This window comes from Nanhaiella sioensis, assembly GCF_046557775.1.
In the GTDB taxonomy this organism is placed as follows: domain Bacteria; phylum Bacillota; class Bacilli; order Bacillales; family SM2101; genus Nanhaiella; species Nanhaiella sioensis.
Genome location: NZ_JBKAEG010000001.1, coordinates 4,235,900 through 4,262,894, shown reverse-complemented (window position 1 = coordinate 4,262,894; position 26,995 = coordinate 4,235,900). Strand labels below are relative to the sequence as shown.

Genomic DNA, 26,995 nt, shown 5'->3' with positions numbered 1-26,995 from the left:
TTTCCTTTATTGTTATTAAATTGTAACATCATTATTTATTCAGATTTTCAAATGATAGTATCATTTAGATGTATACTATGATAATAGTGTTTTCTCCTGAAATTTCATCAAGAAAAGAGGTTATTATTATGAAAAGTAGGTTTAGAAGCTTAGAAGGCAAACCATTACTTTATGAATCTTATGACCACTTGTTGAATTTGTGGGATGTTGATCTTGGGGAGCAAGATATTGACACCAGGTTTGGGAAAACACATGAATAATCACAGGAAATAAGAAAAATCCCCCTCTAATACTTTTTCATGGCACAGGCGACAACTCTGCAATTATGTGGATCTACAATATTAAAGAACTAGCACAACAGTTCTATGTGATTGCAATAGACACTCTTGGTGGGGCAAGTAAGAGTGAACCTAACGATGAATATTACAACAATTTTCAACCCCATTTATGGATAGATGATATATTTGAAACTTATAACATTAGTAAAGCACACATGGCTGGAGTATCATATGGAGTATATTTAGCACTTTCTTATGAAATTAGAAATCCTCATCGGGTAGATAAAATTATCTGCATGGCAAGCTTTATCCCTATTAAAGGCTTAGGTCTAAAATACACACTATTAGGAATAAAAAGCGTCATGGTATTCTTTCCAGAAGTATTAAAGCCATCAGAAAAAAATGCTATAAAGCTTCTTCGCAAACTAGGTAGTCCCATATCAGACACTCATACTATGAATAATGAACTCTTAAAACATTTCCTTTTTATTCTTAAATACAGTAAACCAGAGAGAAGAAAATTTACATCGTATGAAATGGAAGCCTTGTCTTCCTTCAAACAAAAAGCATTATTTCTTATTGGAGATTCAGACAGCATTGCTTATCATCCTTCCTATATTGACTTTTTTAAAGCCAATCATTTTAACTACAAAATAATTAAGGATGCTGGACATTCAATCAATCAAGATCAATGGGACATAGTAAATAAAGAAATGACTGGTTACTTAATCGGATAAGATAAAAAACATCATTTATTGTAACAAATAAGGTTAATTTTATTTTCTTGCTGATAATATCAATTTCCATACTCATGATGGAAAAATGTGCTCATATCATGGAGAAAAAGAGATACTTCAATGCATCAACCTTGACTGTCATCATATTTTTTAAAAATTAATGTAAATGACATGGTACATTAGTACATCCCTGAAACAAATATATTGCATACTATAAAATACAACCATTTTCACCCTACCCTCCTCATTTATTCCTCCTTTCATGAATAATTTGGAGGGGTTTCTTTTATTTTTGATCTTATTTCCGATAAAATGTCATGCTTGACTAAAACCTTCCTGCATTTTAGCTTTCCCTGTTTGCTATTAAACGTTAAACTCTTTTAGTTTTCCCTCCAACTTTGGGTAAACGCCCAATTTCTTATCATCATACCCAGATCACTCATTCTAAATTTAGCATTCTTGTCATCATTGGATAGTATTGTTGTTTATTCTCCTGAAAAATCCTCTTTTGTATCACATGATTAGTCCAAGCTTAATTATAGTTTATAGAATAAAATATAATGCTCTTCTAATATGAAAAGCAAACTAATCAAATAGGGGGTGTAGTTGAATTGACAGTCTGTATTTTTAACACTTTGGCTGATACTGTTATAGAAAATGTACAAGAGATTTTTTCTGTCTGTTTTGTTAGTACTGATCCATCTCTAGATGGTGCGGATATTGATGTTTTTGTTTCAGTTGGAGATATGGATCAAGCAGATAATTTCGAATCTTTTATTTTCGTACCAAATGATCCAGGAATGTTCGTTCCAATAATATTCACTGACGGTGTAGCAATTCTTGAAACTACTTTGTCTGTTGTTTCTTGTAGCGAATTTAAAATTAAATTTACTGAAAAAGGGCAATATAGATTTCAAATCCTCGTAACTTTAAAAGAAACCGGTCAACCTGTTGCTCAAGAATTTGTTTATGTAAATGTTTGTGATTAAATAATTGGACTTGTCGTTAAGCTATTATTACAAAGGTATCCTTATTATATAAGTAGCTATTTAAGAAGCTAGCCTAAAACTAAGGCTAGCTTCTCTTATAATATTGCTATTTCTACATTGATTCTATTAGTTTTTATTCATTATTTCTGCTGGATAGGTTTGTGAATCCTTTCCTCCTATTTTTTCTTCAATAAGTATCGCTTTATCTGTTATTTTAGTTAATGCCTCTAATTTCTTTTCTGCTTCTTCTTTAGTATTAAAGGACTGGATTTCTACAAAAAACAGACCATCCTTATCCTTAAGAATACGTGTTTCATCTTTAACGAAAAACGCCTCTTCTAATGAACCAATAGTTGGTCCATTAGGGTAAGACTCTGTTCTTAAAGAATAAGTCTTCTTTTCCTCAAACTTTTTATCTTCTTTAAACATTATTACTATGCTTGCAGGGGCTTCTCTTTCTTCTACTATATATTCAACAGGCTTTTCAAATTCAATAACAAATCTAATGGTAGAATCATCTAAAGTAATAATTGTATAAATATCTTTCACATACTTATTTTCCAATATTTTTTCAAAGTTTTCAGCAGCTGAAAATCTTCTAGCACCACCAATCTCAAAGGTCATTGTATATGGGTTTTCATCATACCTAACTTTAAAAGCTCCCACATTTTCCTGTAATTCATCACCTTGTGAAAAGTTAATAAAAATATTTTCATACCCATCTGTTTCAAATGAATCTATTTGACTTATATCTGTTCCATCAGTTATAAAACCTCCGCCTGACTTACCATTATTAAATTGAAGGATCTTAACTAACTTTCCTGCATAAGGAATATCTTTCAATATATTTGCAAAAGTTGGTGATGCATTAACAGCAGCGATAAATAATATTAAAGCTACAGAAAAACTAGCACAAATTTTGAAGATCATATTTGTGTTAGTTTTTGCCTTTTTTACTCTGCCCCTTTCTATACCTATTTGCACCATATGATTAAGCTCTGTTGGAATTTGGATTTCTTGATATTCTTTTTGTAAATCAGACAACATTTTTTTATCCATATCCTCTACTCCTTTAAATTAATATTCATTTCTTTTAAAGCTCTATAAAGAGTGGATTTTATCGTACTAGTTGGTAAGTTCAAAATTTGGGCAATTTCCTCCAGCTTCATATCTTCAAAAAACCTTAATATTATTACGGTTTTTTGTTTTTCATTTAATTTTTCTAGCGCTTCTCTTACAACTATTTGTTCATGTACAAGGTCTTTCCTTGAATCACTTATATTTTCAATCAAATTCGTATCTATTGATACGACTCTTTTATTCTTCTTTATAAAATCAATAGATACATTTATTAAGATTCTCGTTAACCAAGTGTTTTCATATTGTGCTTTTTTGACTTTATCATATGAAATATAAGCTTTATAAACTGTCTCCTGAACAATATCTAAAGCATCATCTTTATTTTTGACATAGCTATATGCAATTTTATACATTTTTTCTTGGTTATTGTTTATCAAATAAAGAAATCTACCCTCCATCTCCTTACTTGATTTTTTATTTCTAAAACCAATGGCCATACTCTCACTTCCTTAATGAAATTTCAATAGCACTAATTAGACTGCTAACTTAAGCAAAAAGTCTCATTTTTTTATCAACCAATATTTATCATTTAACTTTTTGGATATTTTATATGAAGGGGAGAAATTGATCATTTTTATTACTATAAAAAATAATGACTCTGTAAAAAGCCAAGTACCTTAGAAAAGTAAAATAGGAAAAAGTGTCATTTGACTAAAAGAAATGTATAATAAGGCAACCAGTTATTTGATTGTTCCTCAAACTAAAATAGGCACTCCATGGCCAGAGAGTGCCTGCAGGAGTATCATAGGTGGAACTCCTGTTACTTTGTATTTTGCTTCAAGATTTTATAAATATACATAATTTCTCTCATTGAACTCCTTTGTTGATTAATTACGTCAGACAGCATTTGGTCTATAATAGTTTAATTATTCTAGCTTTTTTTCGTTACACTATAAACTATATGATCTATAGAATGATCATAAATCCAATCTGCATCACTAACTCTACACTCCTCTATAAACCCTAATCTTTCTGGAATTGCTCTACTTTTTTCGTTATTTTCAGCTGGTCTAATTGCAACCTTTTTTAGTTCAGCTTCTGTAAAAGCGTAATTTGTTAATGCTTTAACTACCTTTGTCATTATGCCGAATCCCTGGCACTCTTCGGCTAACCAATAACCAATATATGCTGTTTTATTTAGCCAATCGATTTGATTATAACCAGCTACTCCAACGACATCGTCTTTATACAGTATAACCATCATTATCATATGTTTATCTTCATCATATTTACTTATGCATGCCCGAATAAATGCTTTTGTGTCCTCAATTCCCGTAGTAGTGTCAACCCAAGGTAGCCACTTTCGTAAATAATTTCTTGAGTTATGAGTTAACTTAAAAATCTTTTCAGCATCCTTCATTTCTATTAACTTCAAATATACTCTTTCATCTACCGTTTTCAAAATCATATATTACCTCTAATATTTATGGTTATTTTAATTTGGCTGTTTTCGTCCTAATTGTTGCTTTTTGTACTAAGACATAAGCACGTTTACCCTTTTTATAATTTTTTGGTTTCGGGCAAAAACCCATACTGTCCATTTTTAAAAAAATAACAGCAAGCCCTTGCAATTCATGAATAAATTACATAGTAAATACTATACTCTGCCCTTTTAATTAGGTCTAGAAGGATAGCTTGTTGCAATTGTCATGACAAAAACAGATTTTTTTAATGCTTACGTCGCTTTTTCCTCTATTATAAATAGGTATTTTTTACGTATGCTTTGAAAATGATAAGTATTTGTTTACAACAGCACGAGCTAGACAATCTGATGAATCCACAATAGTAATATTGGTATTGTCTGGTATATGGTGTGACACTATGTTTAAGTCTGTACATCCTAGGATTGCTGTATCTACAGCCTTATTCAATTCGCAACATAATTTACTCCACAATTGAGCTCCATCAATCATTTCACCTGACTTCACAGCTGAAATGATTTGATTTACACATGTTTGCCAACTGTTTTTATGAACATACTCAACATCATTTTGAGAAAAAGTCTGCTGATATAAACCAGATTGAATTGTGGGATCTGTAGCTAACAGCGCTACTTTCCTCGTGTTATTGGGTATTTCATTAATAGTCTCATCAACCATGTTAAGTATGGGTACTGAAATTGATTCTTTCAACTTGTTAAAATAAAGATGTGCTGTATTACAAGGCATTGCAATAAAATCTACACCAGTAGTTTCTAGTTTTTTTGCACCATTAATAATAGCATTTGCCATTTCCTCATGATTAATAGGTCTATCAATATAGAATGGGGTTGGACACGAATAGATCATCATGTGAGGAAAATCAACATCGTTTGTCGCCCCATATATCTTTTGACACTGGTCAACCACATTATCAATGAAGGGGGCAGTAGATTTTGGTCCCATCCCTCCTAAAATACCTATCATAGCGATGTCCTCCTAATTAAATTAATTGTTAAGTCATATGCAAATATTTGAATTTCATTACCTAGAAAATTGAGTAATTCATAGAAGATGCATATATGTTAACCGAATTTTTATGTTTAGCTCCAAAGATCGTACTTTTTATTTAGGTAGCCTACCTCAACAAGTAAAATCATATGTAGATTACATGTAACGAAAAATAAAATAATGACATTGATATGATAACTATTGGTAAATAGTTTCCCTTTGATCATATATAATCGAATACCCTTATAGTAGATAAAAATTTCTTATCTTCTACAAGGGCAATTAAACTTTATCTATTAACTGTTTTAGCTACTAAGAAACTCAACTTTTCTTCTAAGACGATGAAAATCATAAATAATCTAGCAACATTGTTTACGAAACGAGGCTTATAAGCTAAAATCCACTCGCATTTTCGTAGCGCGCATTGAATTCTTGAAGAAATTGATTTACAATCGCTTCGTCGTGAATAATAAGCATATTCTCATCATTCACGTTATTACCGTTCTCACTCCAGTTAGTTGAACCAATTATCACAGTAGGGTCACTTGTAGAATTCGCATCAATCAACATTGTTTTACTGTGTAGTTTTCTAGATTCATTGTCTTGATACACTGGTGCAGGGTTTGCCCAACGTGTATTTGGATTTCCAACACTTGACTGTGTTGCAGTTCTACCTGTCATATCGACACTTGCTGACCACCACTGATTCCAATAACTCGAATCAAAGACGCCTTTCACATCGAACCCGGTTAATGAACCAACTAAATCAGTATAAGAACCTTCCCATTTATATTTCAGTTCATCCAGAATAGATTGGTCACTCCAAGCAAAAATTGTAAAGTAGGCACTGTGATCTGCCTCGTTCTTAATAATATTTTGAACGCGACCTAATGCATTATCACCAGATGAAAAATAGACTTCTATCGTTTTTCCACTTATATTCACACTATGGGAAGTATTATCCGCTTTCCGAGTATTAAAATTAGCATTTACCGGATCTGGGATAAGTGAAGTACTCCCCCACATTTCATTAAATTCAACTTCATAGATACTTGCCAGTTCTGGACTATTCACTTCAACTACATGTTGTTGATTTCCATCTAAGATTCCATTTTGCATATTTTCCTCCGTACCATACAAACCGGTAACAGTATAATTCCAACTGCCTGTAAACACCCAACTATCATCCACTACTGCAAATTTGTTGTGCATTTGAGTATTAGGAGAGTAGTATGAGTTAATATCTTTTTGTTCAGCTTCTACGAATAAATAGCCAGTTTCATTTGTATTTCCAACTTGAACTGTTACTTCCGGAAAGTCGGTAAAATCAGAAGGTAAACCAAATTCAGCTCGCTTGACTAGATCCTCAACAACAAACATTGGTGAATCTGAGAATACACGTATATCATCTGGTGTACCAATTACTCCATCTAGTCCTCTAACCATTTTCTCTACATACAACCTCATTGTTTGAAAACGTTCTAAGTTGTTCGGGTCATCACTATCTTTAGCGTCTGCAATAAACCTAATCTCTACTCCTTCAGCAGCTTTCCCAATTAAAGCATCTACAATTCTAGGTAAATTAATTTCATAGGCTGCCATATCTATGCTCGTTGTAGCCTCATTTAAGCGTTGAATCAACCTGTTTTCTAAATTAACATTGTAGTTTGCTAGATTTCCAGTAATTGCATCTTCTACATTTGCACATTTATTGAAATATACATTAATAGCACCTATCTCATTAGAAACATTGTTTAATTGCTCATCAGTAGTATTACAACCTGATGGTTCAGTTGTTTCAATAGAGTTCTTTTGCTTTGGTGTTCCTAAACCTTCATCATAAGCCGTAGTAGAGCTCTTCCAATTTGAAGCAATTGAGCTAACTGTTGAATCAACTCTTTCCATCGTAGCCTTTGTACTACTATCTCCAGCATACCAATTATCTACTAAGTCTATTAAGTTATTTTGGTCATCTCTTAATTCTAAAATTTCACTTGTATTGCTTAGAGCTCCTGTATAAACAATATCAGCCACAACACTTGAAACTGTACTATCATCTGTTCTCTCTAAAAGGAAATATCCATTAGGTGAAATATCCCCATTTAAATGTATTGTAGGTGTACCATCAGTCGAACTCAATGTCCAACCGTCAATTGATATCGTTGTGTTTGTGTTATTGTATAATTCAACCCATTCGTCATTACTGCTTACATTGGTGCCCATCCAAGCTATTTCGTTTATTACTACTTCCCCTTGTGTAGCTGCAAATCCTGTTTGAAAAGAAGGTGAAACTATAGTGAAGATTAATGTAACAATTAATAATTTCTTTATTAGTCTATCCATTCCCCTCATCGTCCTTTCTGGATGTTAGAATACATTACACTCACACATTAATATTACCATGGTTTTTATAGTGTTAACCACGAAAAAAATATTGTAAATCTCCTGTATAAAGGAAGTTTCAATTCCTTCTTAAGTATTTTCTTTAAAGTTCAATGTGTTTTTTATAGTGAAACAAGTCATACTACTTTTGGAGTTGTTTAATACTGTATTAACTAATATTAATGATGGTCAGGAGTTATCTTTTTAAGATGATGATAAAAATAAAAAACCTAATTTCTTAATAAAGAAAATAAGAAATTTAGATTTTAAGTTTTACACATTTTTCTATTAATATTTTCTCATCACTAGGAAATAATCACTTTAATGTTGGTATTACAAAAATGTAGTTCTCGTTTTAAAAAAGAATATAACAAAGCGTAAGCTCGAATAAAGTATGCTTGTTCAAGGAGTATAAAAAACGTTCTATAACAAACGGCTTAGTAGGTAAATAATATAAGGGGTTACTAGAAAGATAGCTGTATATAAACCTGGGGTATATGCTCTTAGTACCAACGTTTGCAAAACATGGACAATGTTATGTATTAAGACAAAAACTATAAATTACAAATACAAAATTGAGCTCCATGAGCCATGTAAAAACTGAATTTTGATAAATGTAATACTACACATGATGATGAAAATAATGACATCTCTCTTTGCAAAACTATTAGAGTTTAAGTTCCAAAATTGCCATATCTTTTTTTGATCCAAATATTATTCCCAGTTACTTTATGTTGATATTTATTCGCCCATTGTTCAACTGTAATAATCTCCTCAAAATCATGGAGCATAAATATTACAACGAATAACCATATAGCATTAGATAACTCTAGATCCATATTTCCTCCTTTTTACTTAGGCTGTTTTCGCATTGATTGTTGCATAACGTTATAAGATATAAGCACGTATACATCTAGCGTTTGTTGCATCTTATTTTACAATTAATGAGCTCTTCTTATAACGCATCATAAAGTCCATTTTCATTAAATTAGTAACAAAGTTTACGACAAAAGCCTTTATTAATGATGATTCAGTGTATACACCCATATGTTGTAAAATAATTTACAAATTACTACTTATAAAGATTTCTATGAATATCCTATTACTTTTTTATAGTGCTTGTTTTGAAAAGTAGATTGTTTGAACAATAGGAATGATTTGTTTTCATCGTTATAAAGCTGTTTATTTATTTCTATATAAGGCGACTCGATATGGAAACAGCTCTGCTGTCATTATTTTTTCCTTAACAGCAGGGTCGTCTTGCATAATTTTTTTCGCTTCATCCTCCGATGCTACCTCTAAGATGACAATGCCAAAACCCGATGAATCCATATTAAGAGTTCTCCCTGCTAATATCACCTTTCCTTCTTCAAGTAACCGCTGTAACATGTCGAAATGTTCTTGTATAATATGATGTTCTCTATCAGTCCAATTCTCTTCGTCTAATAGAGTAGGTTTTAAGCTGAGCTTATATAAATATTGTTTTATAGAAATATGCGTAACCTCCCTTTAATTTTTTATTAAAGCTTTGTACATTAGGAACGTATTTTTAGTTTTATTATTATCAACTAGTCACCTAGAAATCTTATTACTGTAATTTACTATATAATACGGTCCATCTTTTTTAAAACTTTAAAAAACTGAAAATGTAGTGATTAATTTCATTCAAGACTAATCTGTTCCCATTCACTTAAATACATCACATCATTACTTACCTTTTTCTTTTCAGGTAGCAGACACAAAAATTCCAATGAGTTACCATCTGGATCATAAAAGTAAAGGCTTGCTGTGGGTACCCACGTATGGACGATAGGTTCCGTTGACTCAAGTCCAAAGGCAGCTCTTGGACTAATTCCACGATCAAGGAGCCATTCTCGTGCATTCAACATATCTTCATAGCTAATTCTGAACGCAAAGTGGCTTTTATTGAAATCAACATCTGGTACTTCCCAAACACCTAGCATCTGCTCTTTTTTATGATTTTTGTCAAACCAAAAAAAGGCAACCCTTCGATCTTCTATAGTATACGCCAGATCCATTCCTAATTTTTTGTAAAAAGAAATGGCCTTATCTAGGTGTTTTGTTTTAACGTGAGTCTCATATAAAGTCCCTGGAAACATTAAATCCCTCCTAATTTTACTATTTAATTGTTTGTAAATATCTATAAAATGTATAAAATTGTCCATTGTTCTGTATTGAATATTAAAATACACAGAAGTATTCTTACTGTACACAACCATCTCCTCTATTACTAAAGTGAGCCCTATTGTGAACGATTAACCTATATAGTGAAAGCATTTATTTTACAAAATTGACTAAGAGTACAATCGTAATTATTTTCAAATAAACTTAGTCGAATTAAGAAGTTTCAAATCTATTTCATCATTTCTTTATACACACTAAGGGCATTAAGGTATATGGATTTATCAATTTCAAAACGACCTATTACCCGCTCTTCTCTTTCTTCTTCATTTATTTCACACTCTATTTTTCCATTCTTGAAATATCGTTTAATAATATTATTTTTCAAATGGGTAGGAACACCATCAATGGAACCAAAAACTTGTATCTCTCTTAAAACAGGAGAAGCCTTCCAATTATTAGAGGGTTTAATTATATGTTGTAAATCTCTTAATTCAACTGGTTCTGGATTCAAAGTCTTAGTAGGACCTGGTTTTCTTTCAACTTTTATCATTTCATTAGAAACAACGTAGTTAAATTGTTCTCTCTCATCTAATACCTGAAAAGATTCAAACATTGGGTATGACTGAAACAAAGGAGCACAATAACCAACATCTATATAATATGCTGTGTCTAGATCTACACGTAAACATAAATGTCCTGGATCCATATAAACATAATGAACTGAAAATCCAAGCTTTGAAAGAAGTCAGCGAAACCCTACAGAATGGGTCCAGCAAGTACCTCCCATCCCTTTTTCTATGACACGTTCAAAGTAAGTCTCTACAGATGGTAAAAAATTACCATTTCATTCTCCCTTTTCCCAATCAATTATTTTTGTAAGTGTTTCCCATTTAACTTTCTTTTGGTGATTCTTTACTAGCTTGTTTAACAACTCTAGATTGACATCACCTCTTTTTACCGAAAGAAAACCTAAAACATTATCAATCAATTTAGCATTGTTCATAACCCTTACCTCCAAACTAGTAAAAGCCAAATTTACAGGTAATAGCGTATTTTATTGCCAAAGAAAGAATTAGATTATCCTCTTATAGTCGAGGTTAACATTATGTAAAATGAATTGCCTCGTAAATTAGGTCTATCCTTTTTACGACTTTAGTTGTAACTTCTACTTCCTGCCTTTTCTTTTCATCTCTAAATAATTCTCCTAAATATAAATAAAGACACCCACCTTTTAGAAAGGTATCCGTATTATATGGTCAGTCAATCATAGTAATCTTGCTATTATTAAACTCATATTCTTATATTATTACACTGTTTGCTGATTAAGAAAAAAATCCTGACAATATACCGACAGGATTTTTATTGGAACTTTATTAGTATTCAAATGATTATTATTTATGATAAACAGTGAAATTAGAAAGTATAAAGTACCTACTCGAAATTAAAAACTAATCTAGCATCATTAACAATATTTACCTTTTTAACATTACTCATATTATTACTACGTCGTTTCTTTAATTCTTTTAAGCAAAATCTTATTAATAAAGGCAGAGGAACTAATGTTATGACTAATAAGATTATGCCATCCCAGAAATCGGATGAACGGAATGAAAGATTTGATATATTATTCACAGTACCAGTTACTATTGTGTAGTTTTGTGGAAGAGCATAGCCTATAAACAATGATACTGCCCACACATACCCAGCTACATAAAACCATGCATAACCATTTGATAATCTTAAGCTCGTGTTCTTCAACCATCTCCCTTTCATTCTTCTGTTGTTCATTAAATGACTTTACCAAGCGAAATACTTCAAAAATGCACCCCGTCACATAATTAAGACGGGGTGCATTTAGGCAGTGTGTTAATATGTACTAAGCAAACTTTAATTTTTGGCTGGAGGTTTGCCATACCTTACATCTATTAATCTATGATTTCTATTGTATAGCTCTTTTTTAAGCTCCTTAAAGGACTTATTTCTTATGTCATAGTCGGTTCCTCTAGAGAAAAGTTCGAAATATTTGTTTATTTCTTTAATTTCTAACAAATCTTCTTCAGTGAAGGGTGTTCCTGATTGAGTTTTTGAATATAACTTTTTTACTAGACCGTACGCTTTATCTATGAGTAGTTCTGTTTCAAATTCTGCATTTATTTTATCACTACGTGCCAATTTAGAAATGTACTGCAACATTTGAGAATAAGAACGTTCAGCATCTTTCAATTCTTCTATATTTAAATTTTCAAGATAAGAAAAACTTCTATTTATAGAAAAAATATCAGAGATATATTCCATGTAAAAATCACGTAATAAATCATCTTGATCCTGATTCTTATTGTATTGGACGTAGTTAATTATTACAGATATCATTAATAAACTTATAAGTAGTTTTTGTCCATAATTTTTCATATTGTTATTTATTAAAGCCTTAAATGATTCATACCTTGTCTGATTCACTTTTTGCATGCCACCTCATATTTAATCTGATAATTCGACTATAATGGAGGTGCTATAGTTGTTCAATAGATAAAATAATGGAAAAAATAACTTCATCATTTTTTCCCGTTTTTAAAACAAATCACCTTACTCAATTTATAGCTAATTCACCTCTAATGTTACATTTACCCGGCTGCCATTAAGGCATCTAACTCACAGCCCTCTTCTCAAAAGCTGACTATTTTTCATTACTTAACAGCAGTTCCCCCGCTTATGGCCTCTCTTCCTTTTAAATGTAAACATTTACCACGTTACAATTTTGTTACATCTATTTAAATGTTATCTATTAATCTATATAATTATTGTCTACTTATCTTTATCCATATTTTAGTTATTGAGGTGTTTTTATACAATGATGAACAATCAGCGCGAATCACAGCTATTACAACAAATCGAAGAACTAAGATCAGAAATGATTACATCTGGCATTCAAAAAGGGTTGAATCACTGTGAAACAAAATACCTCAGTCAACGTCTAGATGATTTGCTGTATAAATATCAGCTCATGATAACGAATAAATATAAGAATTGTAGATAATTTAGTAAACTATGATTTAATTTGCTATTTTTCAAATAATCTATTCCACCTTTATAGAACTCCTACAGTGTATTTCTTACAAAACAATCCAAGTTATCAACTCATTAGTATATTGGACTTCAATGAATTAAAAACCTCCTATTCAAGTAATTTTGACATTCGTTTTATTAGATGATTTATTTGCCTATTTTTACAATATTTGCTACAATCGTCGTAATAATTTTATGTAGGTGATATGATGTGTGGTAGGTTTACTCTTTTCACTCAATTTGATCAGATTATTGACCGCTTTGACATCAAAGCAGCTTTTACAGAAGATGAATACCGCTTTAATTATAATGTTGCTCCTTCACATTCTGTCGTAACTGTAATCAACGACGGTGAAAAGAATCGACTTGGATATCTTAGATGGGGCTTCATCCCTCGTTGGGCAAAGGATATGAAAATCGGTTATAAAATGATTAATGCTAGAGCTGAGACACTTGCTGATAAAAATAGTTTTCGAAACGCTTATAAAAAGAAGCGCTGCTTAGTTATTGCTGATTCTTTCTATGAATGGAAGAAGACGCAAGAGCGCAAAATTCCTATGCGTATTAAGCTTAAATCAGATGAACCGTTTGGAATGGCTGGATTATGGGAGTCTTGGCAATCCCCAGATGGGCATACTATTTATTCGTGCACAGTCATCACAACCGATCCTAACGAGCTAATGTCCTCGATTCATAATCGGATGCCGGTAATTCTAAAACCAGATGATGAAAAAATTTGGTTAGATCCATCTATAAATGATACAGCCTATCTTCAGAAGTTGTTAATACCTTTTGACCAGGAACTTATGGAAGCTTTTGAAGTGTCATCAGATGTAAATTCGCCAAAGAACAACTCTCCTAACTTAATAGAGCAAGTATGTTAAATAGTCATCATAATGATAATTGTAAATGGATTCTGGGGAAACTCCTATTTTAGGGGCTTCCCCTATTTCTTGTGTATTGTTGAATTGAATGGATTTTTCACATTTTTTACTAACTGTATAAAATAAATTTTCCGATTAAATTACAATGTTACCATGCAATAATAATACTATTGAACCGTCAACCTAATTCTTATTTTAATAATCTTTAACATTATTCTTTCACCCACTACTGTCCCCTCTAATAGTCAATATTTCTCTAAGCTCTTTTTTGTATAACAAAACAACTAATGACTTATCACAACCTAAATTCCTCTAAATGTCGAGATGTCGCTTAACTTCACAAATTTTCACTGTTATGCAGTTCCCTTATCCTCGTACCATACTACTCAACAACCTTTAGTCACAAAAAGTTATAAAAACTGTCTGTCTTATTTAAATAACACGATAAACCCGTAAAGGTCTCGCTATTGCTTAAATTTCATTGTTTAGAATAAAGAAAAGGAAAAACACGTTTCTGATTAAGTTTTATAAACAATATATCAGATTCAACATAAGTGACTAATTTGTCATATTCAAGTCACTGGAAAGTCATTTTAGACAGGTATATTTAAAGACATAAAGTCCACGGCAATTAGGGGGAGGCAGTATTGTTTGATAAGGATATAAAGTTAAGTAATACGAAAGGTATACTAATTTTCCTTGTGGTATTTGGACATTTCTTAGAATTAAATAAAGAGCATTATCTTCAAACTTTTATTTTTATTTATGCGTTTCACATGCCACTTTTTGTGTTCATAAGTGGATTTTTAGCAAAAAGAATACAAATGAAGAAAGTTGTCAATCTCTTAATGTTATATATCATTTTTCAGACATTATATACCTTGTTTTTCTACTTCATTGGAGAGTACGAGACGATAGGGTTTAACTACGAGAAGCCAAGATTTCATCTTTGGTATATCGTTAGTATTTCTTTTTGGTATGTCTTAGCGGGAATAATTGCAAAGTTGAACCCAAACAATATTAGTAAACTAATTCTATTTACCCTAATACTTTTAATAAGCTTTTTTTCACGTCTATACACAGATCCCCTCGTGAATTTTGCGAGAGAGTTTTATCCTAATTTTTCTTCTTATACACTTAGTTATCAGCGTACGATTACATTTGCACCTTTTTTCTTTGCTGGATTTTTTATGTCTAACAATGCGTTAAAGAAACTTTACACTAGCATATCTCCAAATATAGCAAAAGGTTTATTGCTACTTACAGCGATGGGTGTGTTTCTTTTTACTGAATTTACGCCTAACTTGGAATGGCTTTATAAAGGAAGTTATAGCACATCACGTTTTTTGTCAGACAATGATACCTATGTAACAAAAATACTATCACACTTTCTATTATCTACATGGCTTTCTATACTAATACTCATTGTGATTAATGGCAAAAAATGTATCCTTACAAAATGGGGCGACCGTTCACTAGGAATCTACCTATTTCATCCAGTCTTCGTATTTATGTGGAAAAAAAATAACTTTATGAACGAATGGAATCTGGATACACAGTTTATCGTTAACCTTACGCTTGCTTTAATAGTCACAGCTTTCCTAGGATCAAAATTTTTTGCATCATACACTAGATTCTTAACTTCACCATTGGAAACAATAAAAACCAAGATTAAAGGGTAGGTATGCCAAGGACTGGATAGCACTCTTTCTCAAGATTAAAGAAGGATGATTTTATATGAATGGTAATGGTAATGATAATAATACTAAGTACAGGCCATTATTAAGATATAGAAATGAAGAATAACTTTCTGGGGGTTGACTTTAAAAGAGATCATGTCACCTTTTCTAATGTGGCATCAACTGACAATAACAACGATTATTAAAAATCTCTTATGTTGAGGAAAGTATGTGTTGTCATTTACTATTTATTTCAATACTTATATAAGTGATTCAAACTATGTCATATTCATCATTTTGTTAGAACGAATTATACCATTTGATCAAACACAAAAAAGCTTTCCTAATGTCTCAAAACAAAAAGGACTGGTTTTTTCAGCCCTTAGCAATCTCAAAAATCATTGCTTTTAAAAACTTGCTAACTATGTCATCTTTACTCAAGTAAATTCTTCATACTTTTAATCATTCCTATGTGTAGATTTTCATGGTTCATATGAAAAACAACCATGTCTCCTAATGTTTTCATGCCTAAAAAAGATTCATGAAGAGGGTCATCAAGATGTCCCTTACATGCTCTTACAATAAGATCTGGTTGTTCCTCCAGTTTGTTAATGATTTCTTCCATCGATGGGGGTTGTTCTGTCCAATTTTGTGGTTTACTACCTCTTGGGAACATTTCGTGATATGTAAGAGGCAATTGTCTCTTCTCATTGACAGCAGGAAACATCGTATGATCCCAACCTACTAAAATATGACCAGCATTCCAGCGGATGCTGTTATTATGACCATGCGGAATTATGTCAGCAACTTCATCGGAAATTGTGCAAAGTAGTTGGACAGACCATTTACGCCACATTTTCATTTGTTCAAATAATTGATCTTCTCTCAAAACTTCCCTCTCCTTCATTCTCCTGTTACTTGCCAAATTATTATACGATCTAATAATAACATAATATCCCAGTAATGTATCAGCTTGGTTTTTCATTCGAGAGCATCGGAATTTATTGCTGAAAAAAACATTACTAAGAAAGACATTTTGTCACGTATTTTGTTTCTCTAGTAAATCCATTAAGTGTAAATATTTGTTCCTCAGCTTATATGGAATTCTATTCGAATCACTTCTGCTCAAAGATGCATTTCTTATGTTTAAAAAGCACCTACCACCTTATATTTTATTTCCTATTTGATTCTAACGTGTAAGATGTAAACAAATAGCTTGTGCATCCTTCATATTTTTCCAACTTTAAATTCAACCTTTGCTTCTACATAGACTCTTAGCCTCTCACTTATATTGGATAAAACAATTGAATTAATCAAGTCATTTGTACAAGCATCTTGAATTCTCATTCATATTCTATTAATGATAAGGAGGTGATATATTTGACAATTTTCAGAAATCCTGTAAATATAGCATATAATTTTAAATTGTTAAGTCTAGATAAAAACACAAACCCAACATCCACGTTGTTCAAAACAATGGATTTCGCTCAGCCAGTTTCTATATATGTAGAAGCCCTTTCAGAAGGTTGTGAAGTAGAAATTACGATGACAGGTCTTATCGACTCAACTTCGGTAACACTAAATGGCATTGATGCTACTGTTTTAGCTGGTAATCATGTGCGTGAAATTTCAGCCACTTGCATAAATACTCCTGATAATGAACCTTGTAGGTTAGAATATGGATTATCCATCGGTGATCCAAATACAAGAGTTGAATAATAATCTATTTCCATGGTTAATAAAGGATACCTCTCAGTAATAAATTGAGAGGTTTTCTTCTTTATAATGTACTTTTTACTCCATTGTGTAAATTAAATGAAAGAAATATGATTGTTTGTATCCTTTAATACCCTCAAATAATTATTAAGTTTCCTAATAACCATTGGAGGAAGTAGACATTTGCCACAATTTAGCCTTATAAATGAAGCGCAAATCTGCCCAAAGGTGAGTATGTATATTCTAACCAGAACAACTTGTTGCTCAGTTCTTCTTATGTAGTGATCACATTTCTCAGCACAAAATTGATAAATTTCACAATCTTTCCTAGCATTTTCACTCATCAATTACTCCCCCTAATAATAGCAAACCAAAACTATATCATTAACGACTAATTTAGTATTATTCGCTCTGCAAAACACTAACATACCGGATTAGAAGGATTGGATAAAAACTAGAACGATTTCCTAATAAAAGAAGAGTTCTGTGTTTACAAATAAATGAACTAGATGATTTTTGAATAGATCACCATTGTTCCTGGAATAGTAATTATCATGATGCAAAAAAGTAAAATTAGCACCTCTGTTGCATCTAAGGTTAAAAATCCAAAAGAACCTGTAGCTAGAAATAAAACCAATATTGATGCGAATAGAACGAAGTAGTTTATGGTCATTGATTTCCCTATTATTTCTTTTGCCCGTTCATCTTTAGGAAAAATATGAGGTGATAAATATCCTAGAAGCAACTGATTGATTCCCAACGCAAGTAACATTATTGCATCAGGAAATTCACCTTTTACTATGTCTTCATAGTTTAAATAAATACCCAATATAGTCAATAAAAAACCTGAACATATATAGATAATTCGATATTCTTTTGACTTTTTATTACTTGTCATCGTTATTCCTCCTCATAAATAAAAATATCTTCAATTTTGCTGTTGAAAACTCTTGATAGCTTGAAGGCTAAAGTAATTGAAGGATTGTATCGCCCTTTTTCTAGTGAAATAATCGTTTGTCTTGATACATCTAGTCGTTCTGCCAATTCATCTTGAGTAAAATTATGTTTTGAACGCATTTCCCTAATATTATTTTTCACACAACCACCCTCAATGTAAAGTTAACTTTACGTCAAGTTCACTTTACATTGAATTTGAATATAAGTCAATCTAGCTTTATGTAAATACTGACAAGATGAGGCTCATAAGCCACACCCATTTAAAAAGTTATTAACTGCCACATTGAATGCTCTATTTAAAGATTCTTGAAAAAAATAAAAATCCTGAATCCCAAAACCCCTAGTACAAACATTAGTTTAAATTGCGTAGAGAAAATCATTCCAAAAAAAAATACTATAAAACAAAGTAATGCTCCTAAAAGATTTACAAAAGCTTTTTCTCTCTCAGACTAAATCACTCCACCTAATTTTGCACTCTAAGTATTATTACTGGAACCGAGCCATTTCGTTGAACGGTTTAGTTTACATCATTACAATAAATAGTAGTATCAATCACCACTATCTCTTACTGCAATATAGAATTCTATATAATCAAAATCATTGATTAAAAGCTGTTTTAGATCATGTATTTCTATAATTTCCCCCATTAACTGAAGATTTTTTGTCAATGCAAACTGCATAATTCGTTCAGTGAATTTGTTACCCTCATCAAGCTTTTCTCTAGGATAGAAAAAATGTATAAAAGTGGCATCCGTATAGACAACGTCTGCATTCTTAGTTACTTCAATATACATATCATGATTCTCTAAAGACTTTGTTCCTAAATTGGTTATGAAAATTTGTTTATCCTTCATAAATTCCCCATCTGAGAATTTCGGAGGAATATTTGTATGCACCTTCTTCAACTTAAATGTCTTCTTAATAATTTCAAAATGATATTTTCTAGTAGTTGGCAAGTCTATTGCACGCTTTAACACATTTCTTTGATAACTCAATTTTTCTATTTCATTGTCTATTTCTTTAATGTAATTACCAATGATGTCTATTTTTTCATCAATATCTTCTTTATCTAACAGTTCCTTAATATCTGAAATTCTCATCCCCAATTCTCGATATAAATTAATTTTAAAGGTTTTGAAAAAGTCTTCATCTGTAAAAACATTGTAATTATTATCATCCTTGTTAATATCAAGAATCCCTTTTTTCTGCCAATGCCTGATCGTATCTTTACTAATTCCTATATATCTGCTTATTTGGCCCATTCTATATCTTTTATGCATACGAAAGCCAACCTCCATTGGAATATTTTAACATATAATTATCATTGACTGTTGACTTGGTCAACACCTTAAGGTTTTACTTGAGGTGAAAAAAATGAATAAAATAGAATTTACTAAAATTTACAAAGAGTATTCCCATAGGGTAATAACGACAAAATTGGTCATGGCACTTGCATCAAGCGCTGATCACATTATAGCAGCAACTTTTATCAGTTCAGCAGTTCTCGCTTCGATAACATTAATAAATCCAATGTTATTCTTCATATTTGCCTTCGCATTTATGTTTAGTTCTGGATTAGGTTCCTATATTGGATTACTTATCGGAAAACAAGAATTTGATAAGGCTAACCAAACTGCAAACTTTATCATCATCATTTTCTCGGCTATAGCAGCATCATTATCAATTTTCACATCTATTAATGCAAGTAAAGTTGCAAGTTTATTGGGTGCGTCTGGTGAGTATCATATTATAGCTACAGAATATTTGAAATATCTATCCATTGCCTTTTTTCCACAAATGTTGTCAGTAGTTTTAGACAGCCTAGTGATGAACGATGGAAGTCCCAAATTTAATTTTAAAGTAAATATTATAACATTAGTAATGAATGTTGCTTTAAATATCATCTTTGTTGTAGTTTTCAATCAGGGTGTAATTGGACTAGCTATCTCTACTCTTATTAGTCACAGCTACCATTTAATTGCAAATATCTTTTATCTATTATTTAAATCAAAAACAATAAATATTAGTTTTCCAAAGAAGAACATCAAAGCACTTAAGAGAGTGTTATACAACGGAAGTAGTGACTTTTTGAGTGTCTTTATCGAATCAATCATGATTTATGTTGTTAATATATCGATTTTAAGATTCCTACCAGATGAATATCTTGAAGCATACGCAGCCTCTGCCATATTTACATTATTTATAACAAAGATATATTTAGGATCGCAAACAGGATTACAGCCCATAACCTCAAGGTTGATGGGCGAGAAAAAATACATGGATTTGAAAAGACTTTTCATTTTCTCCTTGAAAAGAAGCACACTATATGCATTTATTTTCTATGTGGGTCTTATTCCAATTACATGGTTTGGATTACCTTTTTTCTTAGATAATGCTGAGTTAATTAAGGTGGCTTTCATGTTATATTTAGGAGTTGGTTTTGCAGCTGTATTATCCAATGTAGGAATACAATCATCTATTTATTTCACATCAATAAATCGACCTTTAGAATCATTAACAATTGCTGTTATAAGAACGTTCATTTTAATTCCAATATTTAGTTATACTATGATTTGGTTATTTAAGGTGACAGGAATTACACTGGGGTTATTAATTCCAGAAATATTATTAACTATAGGTTTTATCTATTACTTTCAAAAGTTAGACCTATCACAGTTAAATGTGGAACAGTAACCATAAATGTTTACAACTTTCTTGAAATTATCAACCATTAAAAACCATTTTAAATATTCTTATAAATGGTCAAAAACTAGAGAATTGGAATATTAGGGAAATAAATAAAAGATAGAGGGAACAATATCAAAGTGTCAGGCTTTTGTATATAAATAGAAACCAATTATGCATCTTCAAAGCATTTTATTAGTCTATGATAAAACACAAACAATTTACAGTAAGGAGATTATAATATGAATAGAAGTAAGTGGATCGTAAGAAAAGCTAAGGCTGTCGATGCAAAAGGTCTAAAAAGCTGTATGGATGCAGCTTACTCAGTGTATCTGAATAGATTCACAGAAAAACTTCCACCAATGGTTGTTGATTATGAAGAGGAGATAGCAGCATATCCAGTATGGGTAGCTGAATCCAATAATGAGGTAATTGGTGGCTTGGTTTTAATGTTTGAAGATGAATATGCTACTATAGCGAATGTGGCGGTACACCCTAACTTTCAGGGAAAAGGTTTAGGACGAAGCCTCTTGGAATTCGCTGAATCAGAAGCAAAAAGCAGAGGCTATATGGAAATACGGTTAGCAACACATGTATTATTGACCGAGAATGTTTCTTACTACCTTTATTTAGGATGGGCTGAGTATAATCGTGATGATAACCGTGTTTACATGAAAAAATATATCAAAAATTAATGCTCTTTTCGTAAAACTTTGTTGCTATTTTTATGAAAATGGACATAAGATCTTTATGCAACCTTAATAATTGTAAAAGTAGCAAAGATACCACGAACGCTATGTTTATACTTGTTGATATATTAGAACGAAAAGCAATAATCGTAATCAATGCGAAAACAGCCCAAGTTAAGGAGCATCACCATTTAAGTAACGTACCTTAACCTAATAAGTGAATACATTTTTCGTCTACAATAAAGTATTTCAATCCTATATAACCCCGCTCTAAGGTTTTGTCGGGGTTATATGTATTTGTATAAAGTAGGAAGAACCGTTTTATGACTCTAAGAAATGCACAAAAAAATTATTTACAATTAGATTTAATAGATAATTGCGGAATATTGTTGAGGAATACTCATATTTCTATTGAAGAAAAGATTTAGTTAGATTTTAGATAATCATATACAAGATTAACTCGTTCATTGACTGAACAATCTCCCTCAATTTTTAATATTGGACAAGATAATTCTGCCATCCAATGTTCATGTAAAGTTTTACTTCTAACTTGTAGTCCAGCACTATCATATAAAGAAGCCCATTCTAAGAATGTTTTAGATTGTTCATATTTACTCCCACCAGCTAATATCTCATTTCCATATCTCTGAAACTCTCTTTTCTTAAGTCTTTCAAGCCTTATATCTTGTGGGATCCATATAAATATTACGAGATCAAAATAGTTTATAAACATATCTCCCCAACCACACACAGCACCTGATAGAATCCAGCTTTCATTTTGCGATAGATCTTTCTGAAGCATCCTTCTTCTTTCAGGAATTTGCCTTTGTTTTGTGAATTTGGTTTTCCAAAAGTAATCATCTGTATCAAGGTGTATATGTGGTAAAACTTTTGATAATGAAGAACCAAGTGTCGAAGTTCCTGACCCAGAAGCTCCCAAAATATGAATTTTTCTTTTCATTATTTATCCTCTATTCCTTTATGTAAATTTACCTACTTCTCTTTATTTAAGGTGAAATAATCGTCAATATTTGATCCAGAAAAGCGCTAGTTTGGATAACATTTTCAGTTTCTCGTTTAGTAGCTAAATTTATAGTCAAACAAAATTTACAATATTTTAAGTAGGTTTTTTATATATTTTAATAGTCCACTTTTCTCCTCAATAGGAAGCCTTTCTACTAATCGCGCTGCTGCCACTGGAAGAAACCACTGTTCAATTTGCTCTATTGTCATATTTGACTTATGAAGATAACGATTTGTGTATTCGTCTAATAATGTACAACGAACTCTGTTAAAACTTTCTCTCATCCTTTCGGGTATACTGTCTGGTATAATGCCAAATTTAAGGATTAATATAGTACGAGCTACATCGGCTGCCTGATTTCCTCTCATAGCAGTCATCCAATCAATAATTACTAGTCCATTTGATGAAGTGATGACATTGCCAGGATGAAAGTCACCATGGCAAAGGAAATTTCCATCAGGAAGTTTGTGTAAATAATCTATTATTTGCTCTTTCATAATATTTGACAATATGTTTGATTGCTGAATATTTCGCTCATATATCAACTTTTGCGAGGGAGCTTCTTCAGAAATTGTTGTATTATGTATTTCAACATGTAGATCGCTAATAGTTTGAGCAGTTTCTTTATCCATTGAAGGATTGGATAAGACTTGTTCAAGTAATGAAGGACCCTCTATATATTCATACACAATGCCATAGAGATTGTCGATTTTAATAATTTTAAATACTTTTGGAATAGATAACTTCGTCGGTTGTATAATACGATTCATTGTAAACTCTCGTTCAATCATTTCAAGCGGAATATCATTCTTAAACAGCTTTATAACTTGGTTGTCTCCTAGAGAATATATATCAGCAGTGTTTCCACGCCCAATTAGTTTGCCTTTAATCATCCATTCTACCCCATTATCATTTCTAAAATTTGTTTATTACTGACTTTTATATTCGTTGATCTATTATTGTTACAATCCAATATTTTGGTGTTATCGGTTAACTAGTATTATGTTAAATATTGCAACATATTATCACTTTTGTTGATAAAATAACAAATTAGAGTAAGAAAACAAATATAGTTAAAAGGCTAAGGTACTCTTGTTAAAACACCGATTTTTGTGCTACAGACCTAGTAAAGAACCACAAATTAAACGATAAAATTCACATTAGTTTATTAATTACAGCTATTCTTCCACAACATTGAACTTCACCTAAAATTAATTCTCTATGAAATATAAAGTTTCCTTCTTATATAAGTTGGTAGAAATAAAAATGTATCAATGGGATATGGGAATACTGTTGATGAGACACTCTGATGTCTATACAAAAAATCTACCGTTTAATTCCCAGTTTTTAAATACTTATAACCCAGTACAAATTATTAAGACTGAGTCAAAAATAGTTGTTTCATTTTAGAACAAAGTTCTTCACGATGAGTTAAAACTATAGCCTTCCTCAATTAAAACCACATAAGTTGATATTGATCTAATCATTTTCAATTTAACAATAAAAAAATACGCATATCTTAATTTCATATTTGCTCCATAATGTTAAGAACTATCTAACTCGATATAAGGGGGATTTGTGAGGCTTCAACCCATACGAGATTAAAAGATCTTACATAAATAATCCTTGACTGGTAGAAGCATCTGCTTGCTTTCCTGGCAAGGTTATCTGACGATTCAAGGAGCTTACTGCCTGTTTCTATTAGGTGTGACATAAAAAAAGAATAGTTGAGCAAAAAAAGATTTGCTCAATCTATCCCTAATTTAAAATCTCTAATTAAAAAGGCAAAATAAACATTTGCACCCAATATGTAGAGTATTCATTATCTTCATTTCCTTCTATATACCCAATTCCAATTTCGGTAAATTCAGGACGTAAAATGTTTTCTCTATGGCCCTCGCTATTCATCCAGCCTTCAACTACATCTTCTGGAGTAGTGTGACCTGCAGCAATATTTTCCCCTGACATACGATAATTAACACCGAAATTTATTAACATATCACCTGGTTCACCGTAAGTTGGTGAGACATGATCGAAATAATTATTATCGCGCATATCTTTAGCCTTAACCTGCGCCACATCAGTCACCTCATCAGAAAATGTGAGAGGATCTAGTCCTTCAGCTTCTCGCTCTATATTAACTAGATTCACAACTTCATTGACAAATTCAGCTCTTACCTCATCGTTATCGTCATCTCCTGGATCCTGGGTACCATCGTCTTCCGAATTCTGGGTATCATCATCTCCTGGATTCTGAGTGTCATCATCTCCTGGATCCTGGGTATCATCATCTCCTGGATTCTGGGTATCATCATCTCCTGGATCCTGGGTATCATCATCTCCTGGATCCTGGGTATCATCATCTCCTGGATCCTGGGTATCACCATTTCCTGGATCTTCTGTATCGTCGTCTCCTGGATTCTGACTATCGTCATCTCTTGGATTCTGACTATCGTCATCTCCTGAATTCTGACTATCGTCATCTCCTGAATTCTGGGTTTCATTTTCTTCAGGTATTAATATATCATCATCAACTTCGACTTTCACATCTTGAGGAGACATTTGATAATCGTTAAAGTCTTCAATGTTTGATATTTTTAGTTCAAAATCTTTGGTATTTAACCTTTCTGATAATTCTAAGATTACTGTGTTTGTTGCATGGTTAGGTGTTGCTTTTGCGGTTATTTTTTTGCCATCAATCGTAATTTCCGATAATGCAGAGTAGTTAGATTGTGAGAATGAAACAGGCTCATTGAAAGAAAGTTCAATTTGCTTAGCATTTAGTACTTTTACATCTAACAACTCTGGAATGGTAACATCTCTGACTGTTAATTCTTGTTCATATTCAACATTGTTGTTATCAACCGTTTTTATACCGTCAAGTACAACAGTAACATCGTCACTAAATTCTAATTCTCCAGTTTCAAGTATGACCGCTACCTTGTTACCATCTACAACTGTGAGTTCCACAATCTTTAATTCTTTGTTAGCCTCATTTAATACTTTTACAGTTGAATTTGTTAAGGATCCTGCGTTTATATCCTCATTGAACGAAATTTCAATCTTTTTTAGGTTATCCGCACTTACACTTGCTACATATGAATGAGATTGACCTTCTTCTTTTGTTGGGTCGACTTCTTCATCAACTTGACCAACTTCTTGATTAAATGCACGATATAAGAATCCTGCGAAGTTCGAACGGGTAACACTACCGTTTCCATCGTAAGTGCCGTCACTCTTTCCAATTGTTACTCCATTTTGGAATAAGATTACTACATTAACTCTATGAGATTCATTAATTTGTTGAAGATCTGATAGTGTGACTTCTACTTCATCATTTGTTGATAAACCAAATGCTCGAACAAGGATCGTAGCCATTTGTGCTCTAGTTAATGTATCTCCAGCATTAAATTTACCATTGCTTCCGATAAATATTCCAGCTGATCTAACTGCAGCAACAGCTTCTTTCAATTCCTTGTCATTTGAACTGGACACATCTTCGAAAGAATCAAGTTCTTCTGGCACCTCCAAGTTAAGTATGTTTTTGAATAATTTTGCTGCTTGACCACGAGTTAATTCAACATGTGGTTTAAAAGTTCCGTCTTCGTAACCTTTGATGACACCTTTTTCTACAAGATTTGTAATCTCATTATAAAATTGGTCATTGGGGCTTAAATCAGGAAAAATACTTTCAGCATTAGCATCTGCAGGGACGACTGCAGTTGCTACCAATGCAGCAGATATAGATCCCGCTAGGAACTTATAATAAGATCTTGAATTGATAGACATTTAATTTTCTCCTTTTCTATATTTTTTAATGATGATTATTGAGTTAAGAGAATATATGATAGATTAGTAGCTAAGAGTAAATAATCTCAACAACTCAGTCACAAAATAATACAATACTTCTATCGGTTTTTATCGAGCTCTTTTAACGGGTAGAAAGTTTCGGTTTACACTTAGGAAATTTGCATCATATTAAATTCCAAGAGATAGTGAAGAATGACAAAAATACTCTGCAGGAAGAATAGCGGAAAGAAAATCATTCATGGGGGAATCCTAATTAAGATCTTTTAACAGTTTATTTTTTTGTACACCAATATCCATAATAGTTACTAAAATTTCAATAATATAGTTCAAGCATAAAGAAAGACGCTTTTCTAATTTGTTGCCGAGAAGCGCCATTTCATATAACCTA

General features: G+C 31.9%; 27 protein-coding genes and 1 pseudogene. 9 read left to right on the top strand and 19 right to left on the bottom strand.

Going from position 1 to position 26,995, the window contains the following annotated elements; genetic code table 11:
• The first annotated feature begins 128 nt into the window (after positions 1-128).
• The 3 genes from V1503_RS20115 to V1503_RS20105 all read left to right on the top strand — a co-directional run bounded on the left by V1503_RS20115 (position 129) and on the right by V1503_RS20105 (position 2,004).
• Entirely contained in the window at positions 129-260 is a 132-nt protein-coding gene (locus V1503_RS20115; protein WP_410628912.1) for a hypothetical protein, read from the top strand.
• Positions 257-1,015, top strand: a complete 759-nt coding sequence (locus V1503_RS20110; RefSeq protein ID WP_410629476.1) for an alpha/beta fold hydrolase — start codon at positions 257-259, stop codon at positions 1,013-1,015. The genes V1503_RS20115 and V1503_RS20110 overlap by 4 nt, the downstream gene beginning before the upstream one ends.
• Before the next feature lie 611 nt (positions 1,016-1,626).
• The gene (locus V1503_RS20105; RefSeq protein WP_410628911.1) at positions 1,627-2,004 is read left to right on the top strand and encodes a hypothetical protein; all 378 of its coding nucleotides are present in this window, start codon (positions 1,627-1,629) and stop codon (positions 2,002-2,004) included.
• Positions 2,005-2,130: 126 nt separating this feature from the next.
• Here V1503_RS20105 and V1503_RS20100 read toward each other — a convergent pair whose 3' ends face one another.
• The 12 genes and pseudogenes from V1503_RS20100 to V1503_RS20045 all read right to left on the bottom strand — a co-directional run bounded on the left by V1503_RS20100 (position 2,131) and on the right by V1503_RS20045 (position 12,557).
• Positions 2,131-3,063: a DUF4179 domain-containing protein gene (locus V1503_RS20100; RefSeq protein WP_410628910.1), complete on the bottom strand. Its 933-nt coding sequence runs from the start codon at positions 3,061-3,063 to the stop codon at positions 2,131-2,133.
• A 5-nt stretch (positions 3,064-3,068) separates the two neighbouring features.
• On the bottom strand, positions 3,069-3,581 hold the full coding sequence (locus V1503_RS20095) for a sigma-70 family RNA polymerase sigma factor (RefSeq protein WP_410628909.1): 513 nt from the start codon (positions 3,579-3,581) through the stop codon (positions 3,069-3,071).
• A gap of 434 nt (positions 3,582-4,015) precedes the next feature.
• On the bottom strand, positions 4,016-4,552 hold the full coding sequence (locus tag V1503_RS20090; protein WP_410628908.1) for a GNAT family N-acetyltransferase: 537 nt from the start codon (positions 4,550-4,552) through the stop codon (positions 4,016-4,018).
• Between the two features lie 304 nt (positions 4,553-4,856).
• Entirely contained in the window at positions 4,857-5,549 is a 693-nt protein-coding gene (locus V1503_RS20085; RefSeq protein ID WP_410628907.1) for an aspartate/glutamate racemase family protein, read from the bottom strand.
• Positions 5,550-5,966: 417 nt separating this feature from the next.
• Entirely contained in the window at positions 5,967-7,916 is a 1,950-nt protein-coding gene (locus V1503_RS20080) for a phospholipase D-like domain-containing protein (protein WP_410628906.1), read from the bottom strand.
• A gap of 462 nt (positions 7,917-8,378) precedes the next feature.
• Positions 8,379-8,468: a hypothetical protein gene (locus tag V1503_RS20075; protein WP_410628905.1), complete on the bottom strand. Its 90-nt coding sequence runs from the start codon at positions 8,466-8,468 to the stop codon at positions 8,379-8,381.
• A 161-nt stretch (positions 8,469-8,629) separates the two neighbouring features.
• Positions 8,630-8,794, bottom strand: a complete 165-nt coding sequence (locus V1503_RS20070; protein ID WP_410628904.1) for an HXXEE domain-containing protein — start codon at positions 8,792-8,794, stop codon at positions 8,630-8,632.
• 343 nt (positions 8,795-9,137) lie between these two features.
• Positions 9,138-9,443, bottom strand: coding sequence for a YciI family protein (locus tag V1503_RS20065; RefSeq protein WP_410629475.1), 306 nt, complete (start codon positions 9,441-9,443; stop codon positions 9,138-9,140).
• Positions 9,444-9,616: 173 nt separating this feature from the next.
• Complete coding sequence (locus V1503_RS20060) at positions 9,617-10,075, bottom strand: VOC family protein (protein ID WP_410628903.1); 459 nt, start codon at positions 10,073-10,075, stop codon at positions 9,617-9,619.
• Positions 10,076-10,329: 254 nt separating this feature from the next.
• Positions 10,330-11,103 (bottom strand): annotated as a pseudogene (locus tag V1503_RS20055) (arylamine N-acetyltransferase).
• A gap of 428 nt (positions 11,104-11,531) precedes the next feature.
• On the bottom strand, positions 11,532-11,858 hold the full coding sequence (locus V1503_RS20050) for a hypothetical protein (protein WP_410628902.1): 327 nt from the start codon (positions 11,856-11,858) through the stop codon (positions 11,532-11,534).
• Positions 11,859-11,987: 129 nt separating this feature from the next.
• The gene (locus V1503_RS20045) at positions 11,988-12,557 is read right to left on the bottom strand and encodes a hypothetical protein (protein WP_410628901.1); all 570 of its coding nucleotides are present in this window, start codon (positions 12,555-12,557) and stop codon (positions 11,988-11,990) included.
• Positions 12,558-12,948: 391 nt separating this feature from the next.
• On the opposite strand from V1503_RS20045, the gene V1503_RS20040 reads away from it, so the two are divergent.
• From V1503_RS20040 to V1503_RS20030, 3 genes are all read left to right on the top strand, one after another.
• The gene (locus V1503_RS20040; protein ID WP_214483160.1) at positions 12,949-13,134 is read left to right on the top strand and encodes an aspartyl-phosphate phosphatase Spo0E family protein; all 186 of its coding nucleotides are present in this window, start codon (positions 12,949-12,951) and stop codon (positions 13,132-13,134) included.
• Between the two features lie 238 nt (positions 13,135-13,372).
• Positions 13,373-14,047 (top strand): SOS response-associated peptidase, encoded by a 675-nt coding sequence (locus tag V1503_RS20035; RefSeq protein WP_410628900.1) that lies wholly within the window; start codon positions 13,373-13,375, stop codon positions 14,045-14,047.
• 647 nt (positions 14,048-14,694) lie between these two features.
• Positions 14,695-15,729, top strand: coding sequence for an acyltransferase family protein (locus V1503_RS20030; RefSeq protein WP_410628899.1), 1,035 nt, complete (start codon positions 14,695-14,697; stop codon positions 15,727-15,729).
• Positions 15,730-16,159: 430 nt separating this feature from the next.
• Here V1503_RS20030 and V1503_RS20025 read toward each other — a convergent pair whose 3' ends face one another.
• Complete coding sequence (locus V1503_RS20025; protein ID WP_410628898.1) at positions 16,160-16,615, bottom strand: DinB family protein; 456 nt, start codon at positions 16,613-16,615, stop codon at positions 16,160-16,162.
• Positions 16,616-17,106: 491 nt separating this feature from the next.
• Here V1503_RS20025 and V1503_RS20020 point away from each other — a divergent pair, with 491 nt between their 5' ends.
• Positions 17,107-17,445, top strand: a complete 339-nt coding sequence (locus tag V1503_RS20020) for a hypothetical protein (RefSeq protein WP_214483156.1) — start codon at positions 17,107-17,109, stop codon at positions 17,443-17,445.
• Positions 17,446-17,947: 502 nt separating this feature from the next.
• Here V1503_RS20020 and V1503_RS20015 read toward each other — a convergent pair.
• The 3 genes from V1503_RS20015 to V1503_RS20005 form a co-directional block, all read right to left on the bottom strand.
• A complete protein-coding gene (locus V1503_RS20015; RefSeq protein ID WP_410628897.1) occupies positions 17,948-18,340 on the bottom strand; it encodes a hypothetical protein in 393 nt (130 codons plus the stop codon).
• 2 nt (positions 18,341-18,342) lie between these two features.
• The gene (locus V1503_RS20010) at positions 18,343-18,540 is read right to left on the bottom strand and encodes a helix-turn-helix transcriptional regulator (protein ID WP_214483154.1); all 198 of its coding nucleotides are present in this window, start codon (positions 18,538-18,540) and stop codon (positions 18,343-18,345) included.
• A gap of 407 nt (positions 18,541-18,947) precedes the next feature.
• Entirely contained in the window at positions 18,948-19,679 is a 732-nt protein-coding gene (locus tag V1503_RS20005) for a MerR family transcriptional regulator (RefSeq protein ID WP_410628896.1), read from the bottom strand.
• A gap of 94 nt (positions 19,680-19,773) precedes the next feature.
• Here V1503_RS20005 and V1503_RS20000 point away from each other — a divergent pair, with 94 nt between their 5' ends.
• Both V1503_RS20000 and V1503_RS19995 read left to right on the top strand, forming a co-directional pair.
• Positions 19,774-21,093: an MATE family efflux transporter gene (locus V1503_RS20000; RefSeq protein ID WP_410628895.1), complete on the top strand. Its 1,320-nt coding sequence runs from the start codon at positions 19,774-19,776 to the stop codon at positions 21,091-21,093.
• Between the two features lie 233 nt (positions 21,094-21,326).
• Positions 21,327-21,779, top strand: a complete 453-nt coding sequence (locus V1503_RS19995; protein WP_410628894.1) for a GNAT family N-acetyltransferase — start codon at positions 21,327-21,329, stop codon at positions 21,777-21,779.
• Positions 21,780-22,197: 418 nt separating this feature from the next.
• Here V1503_RS19995 and V1503_RS19990 read toward each other — a convergent pair whose 3' ends face one another.
• From V1503_RS19990 to V1503_RS19980, 3 genes are all read right to left on the bottom strand, one after another.
• Entirely contained in the window at positions 22,198-22,734 is a 537-nt protein-coding gene (locus tag V1503_RS19990; protein ID WP_410628893.1) for an ATP-binding protein, read from the bottom strand.
• A gap of 146 nt (positions 22,735-22,880) precedes the next feature.
• Entirely contained in the window at positions 22,881-23,690 is an 810-nt protein-coding gene (locus V1503_RS19985) for an aminoglycoside phosphotransferase family protein (RefSeq protein ID WP_410628892.1), read from the bottom strand.
• Between the two features lie 883 nt (positions 23,691-24,573).
• Positions 24,574-26,586 (bottom strand): CAP domain-containing protein, encoded by a 2,013-nt coding sequence (locus V1503_RS19980; RefSeq protein WP_410628891.1) that lies wholly within the window; start codon positions 26,584-26,586, stop codon positions 24,574-24,576.
• Positions 26,587-26,995: the final 409 nt, after the last annotated feature.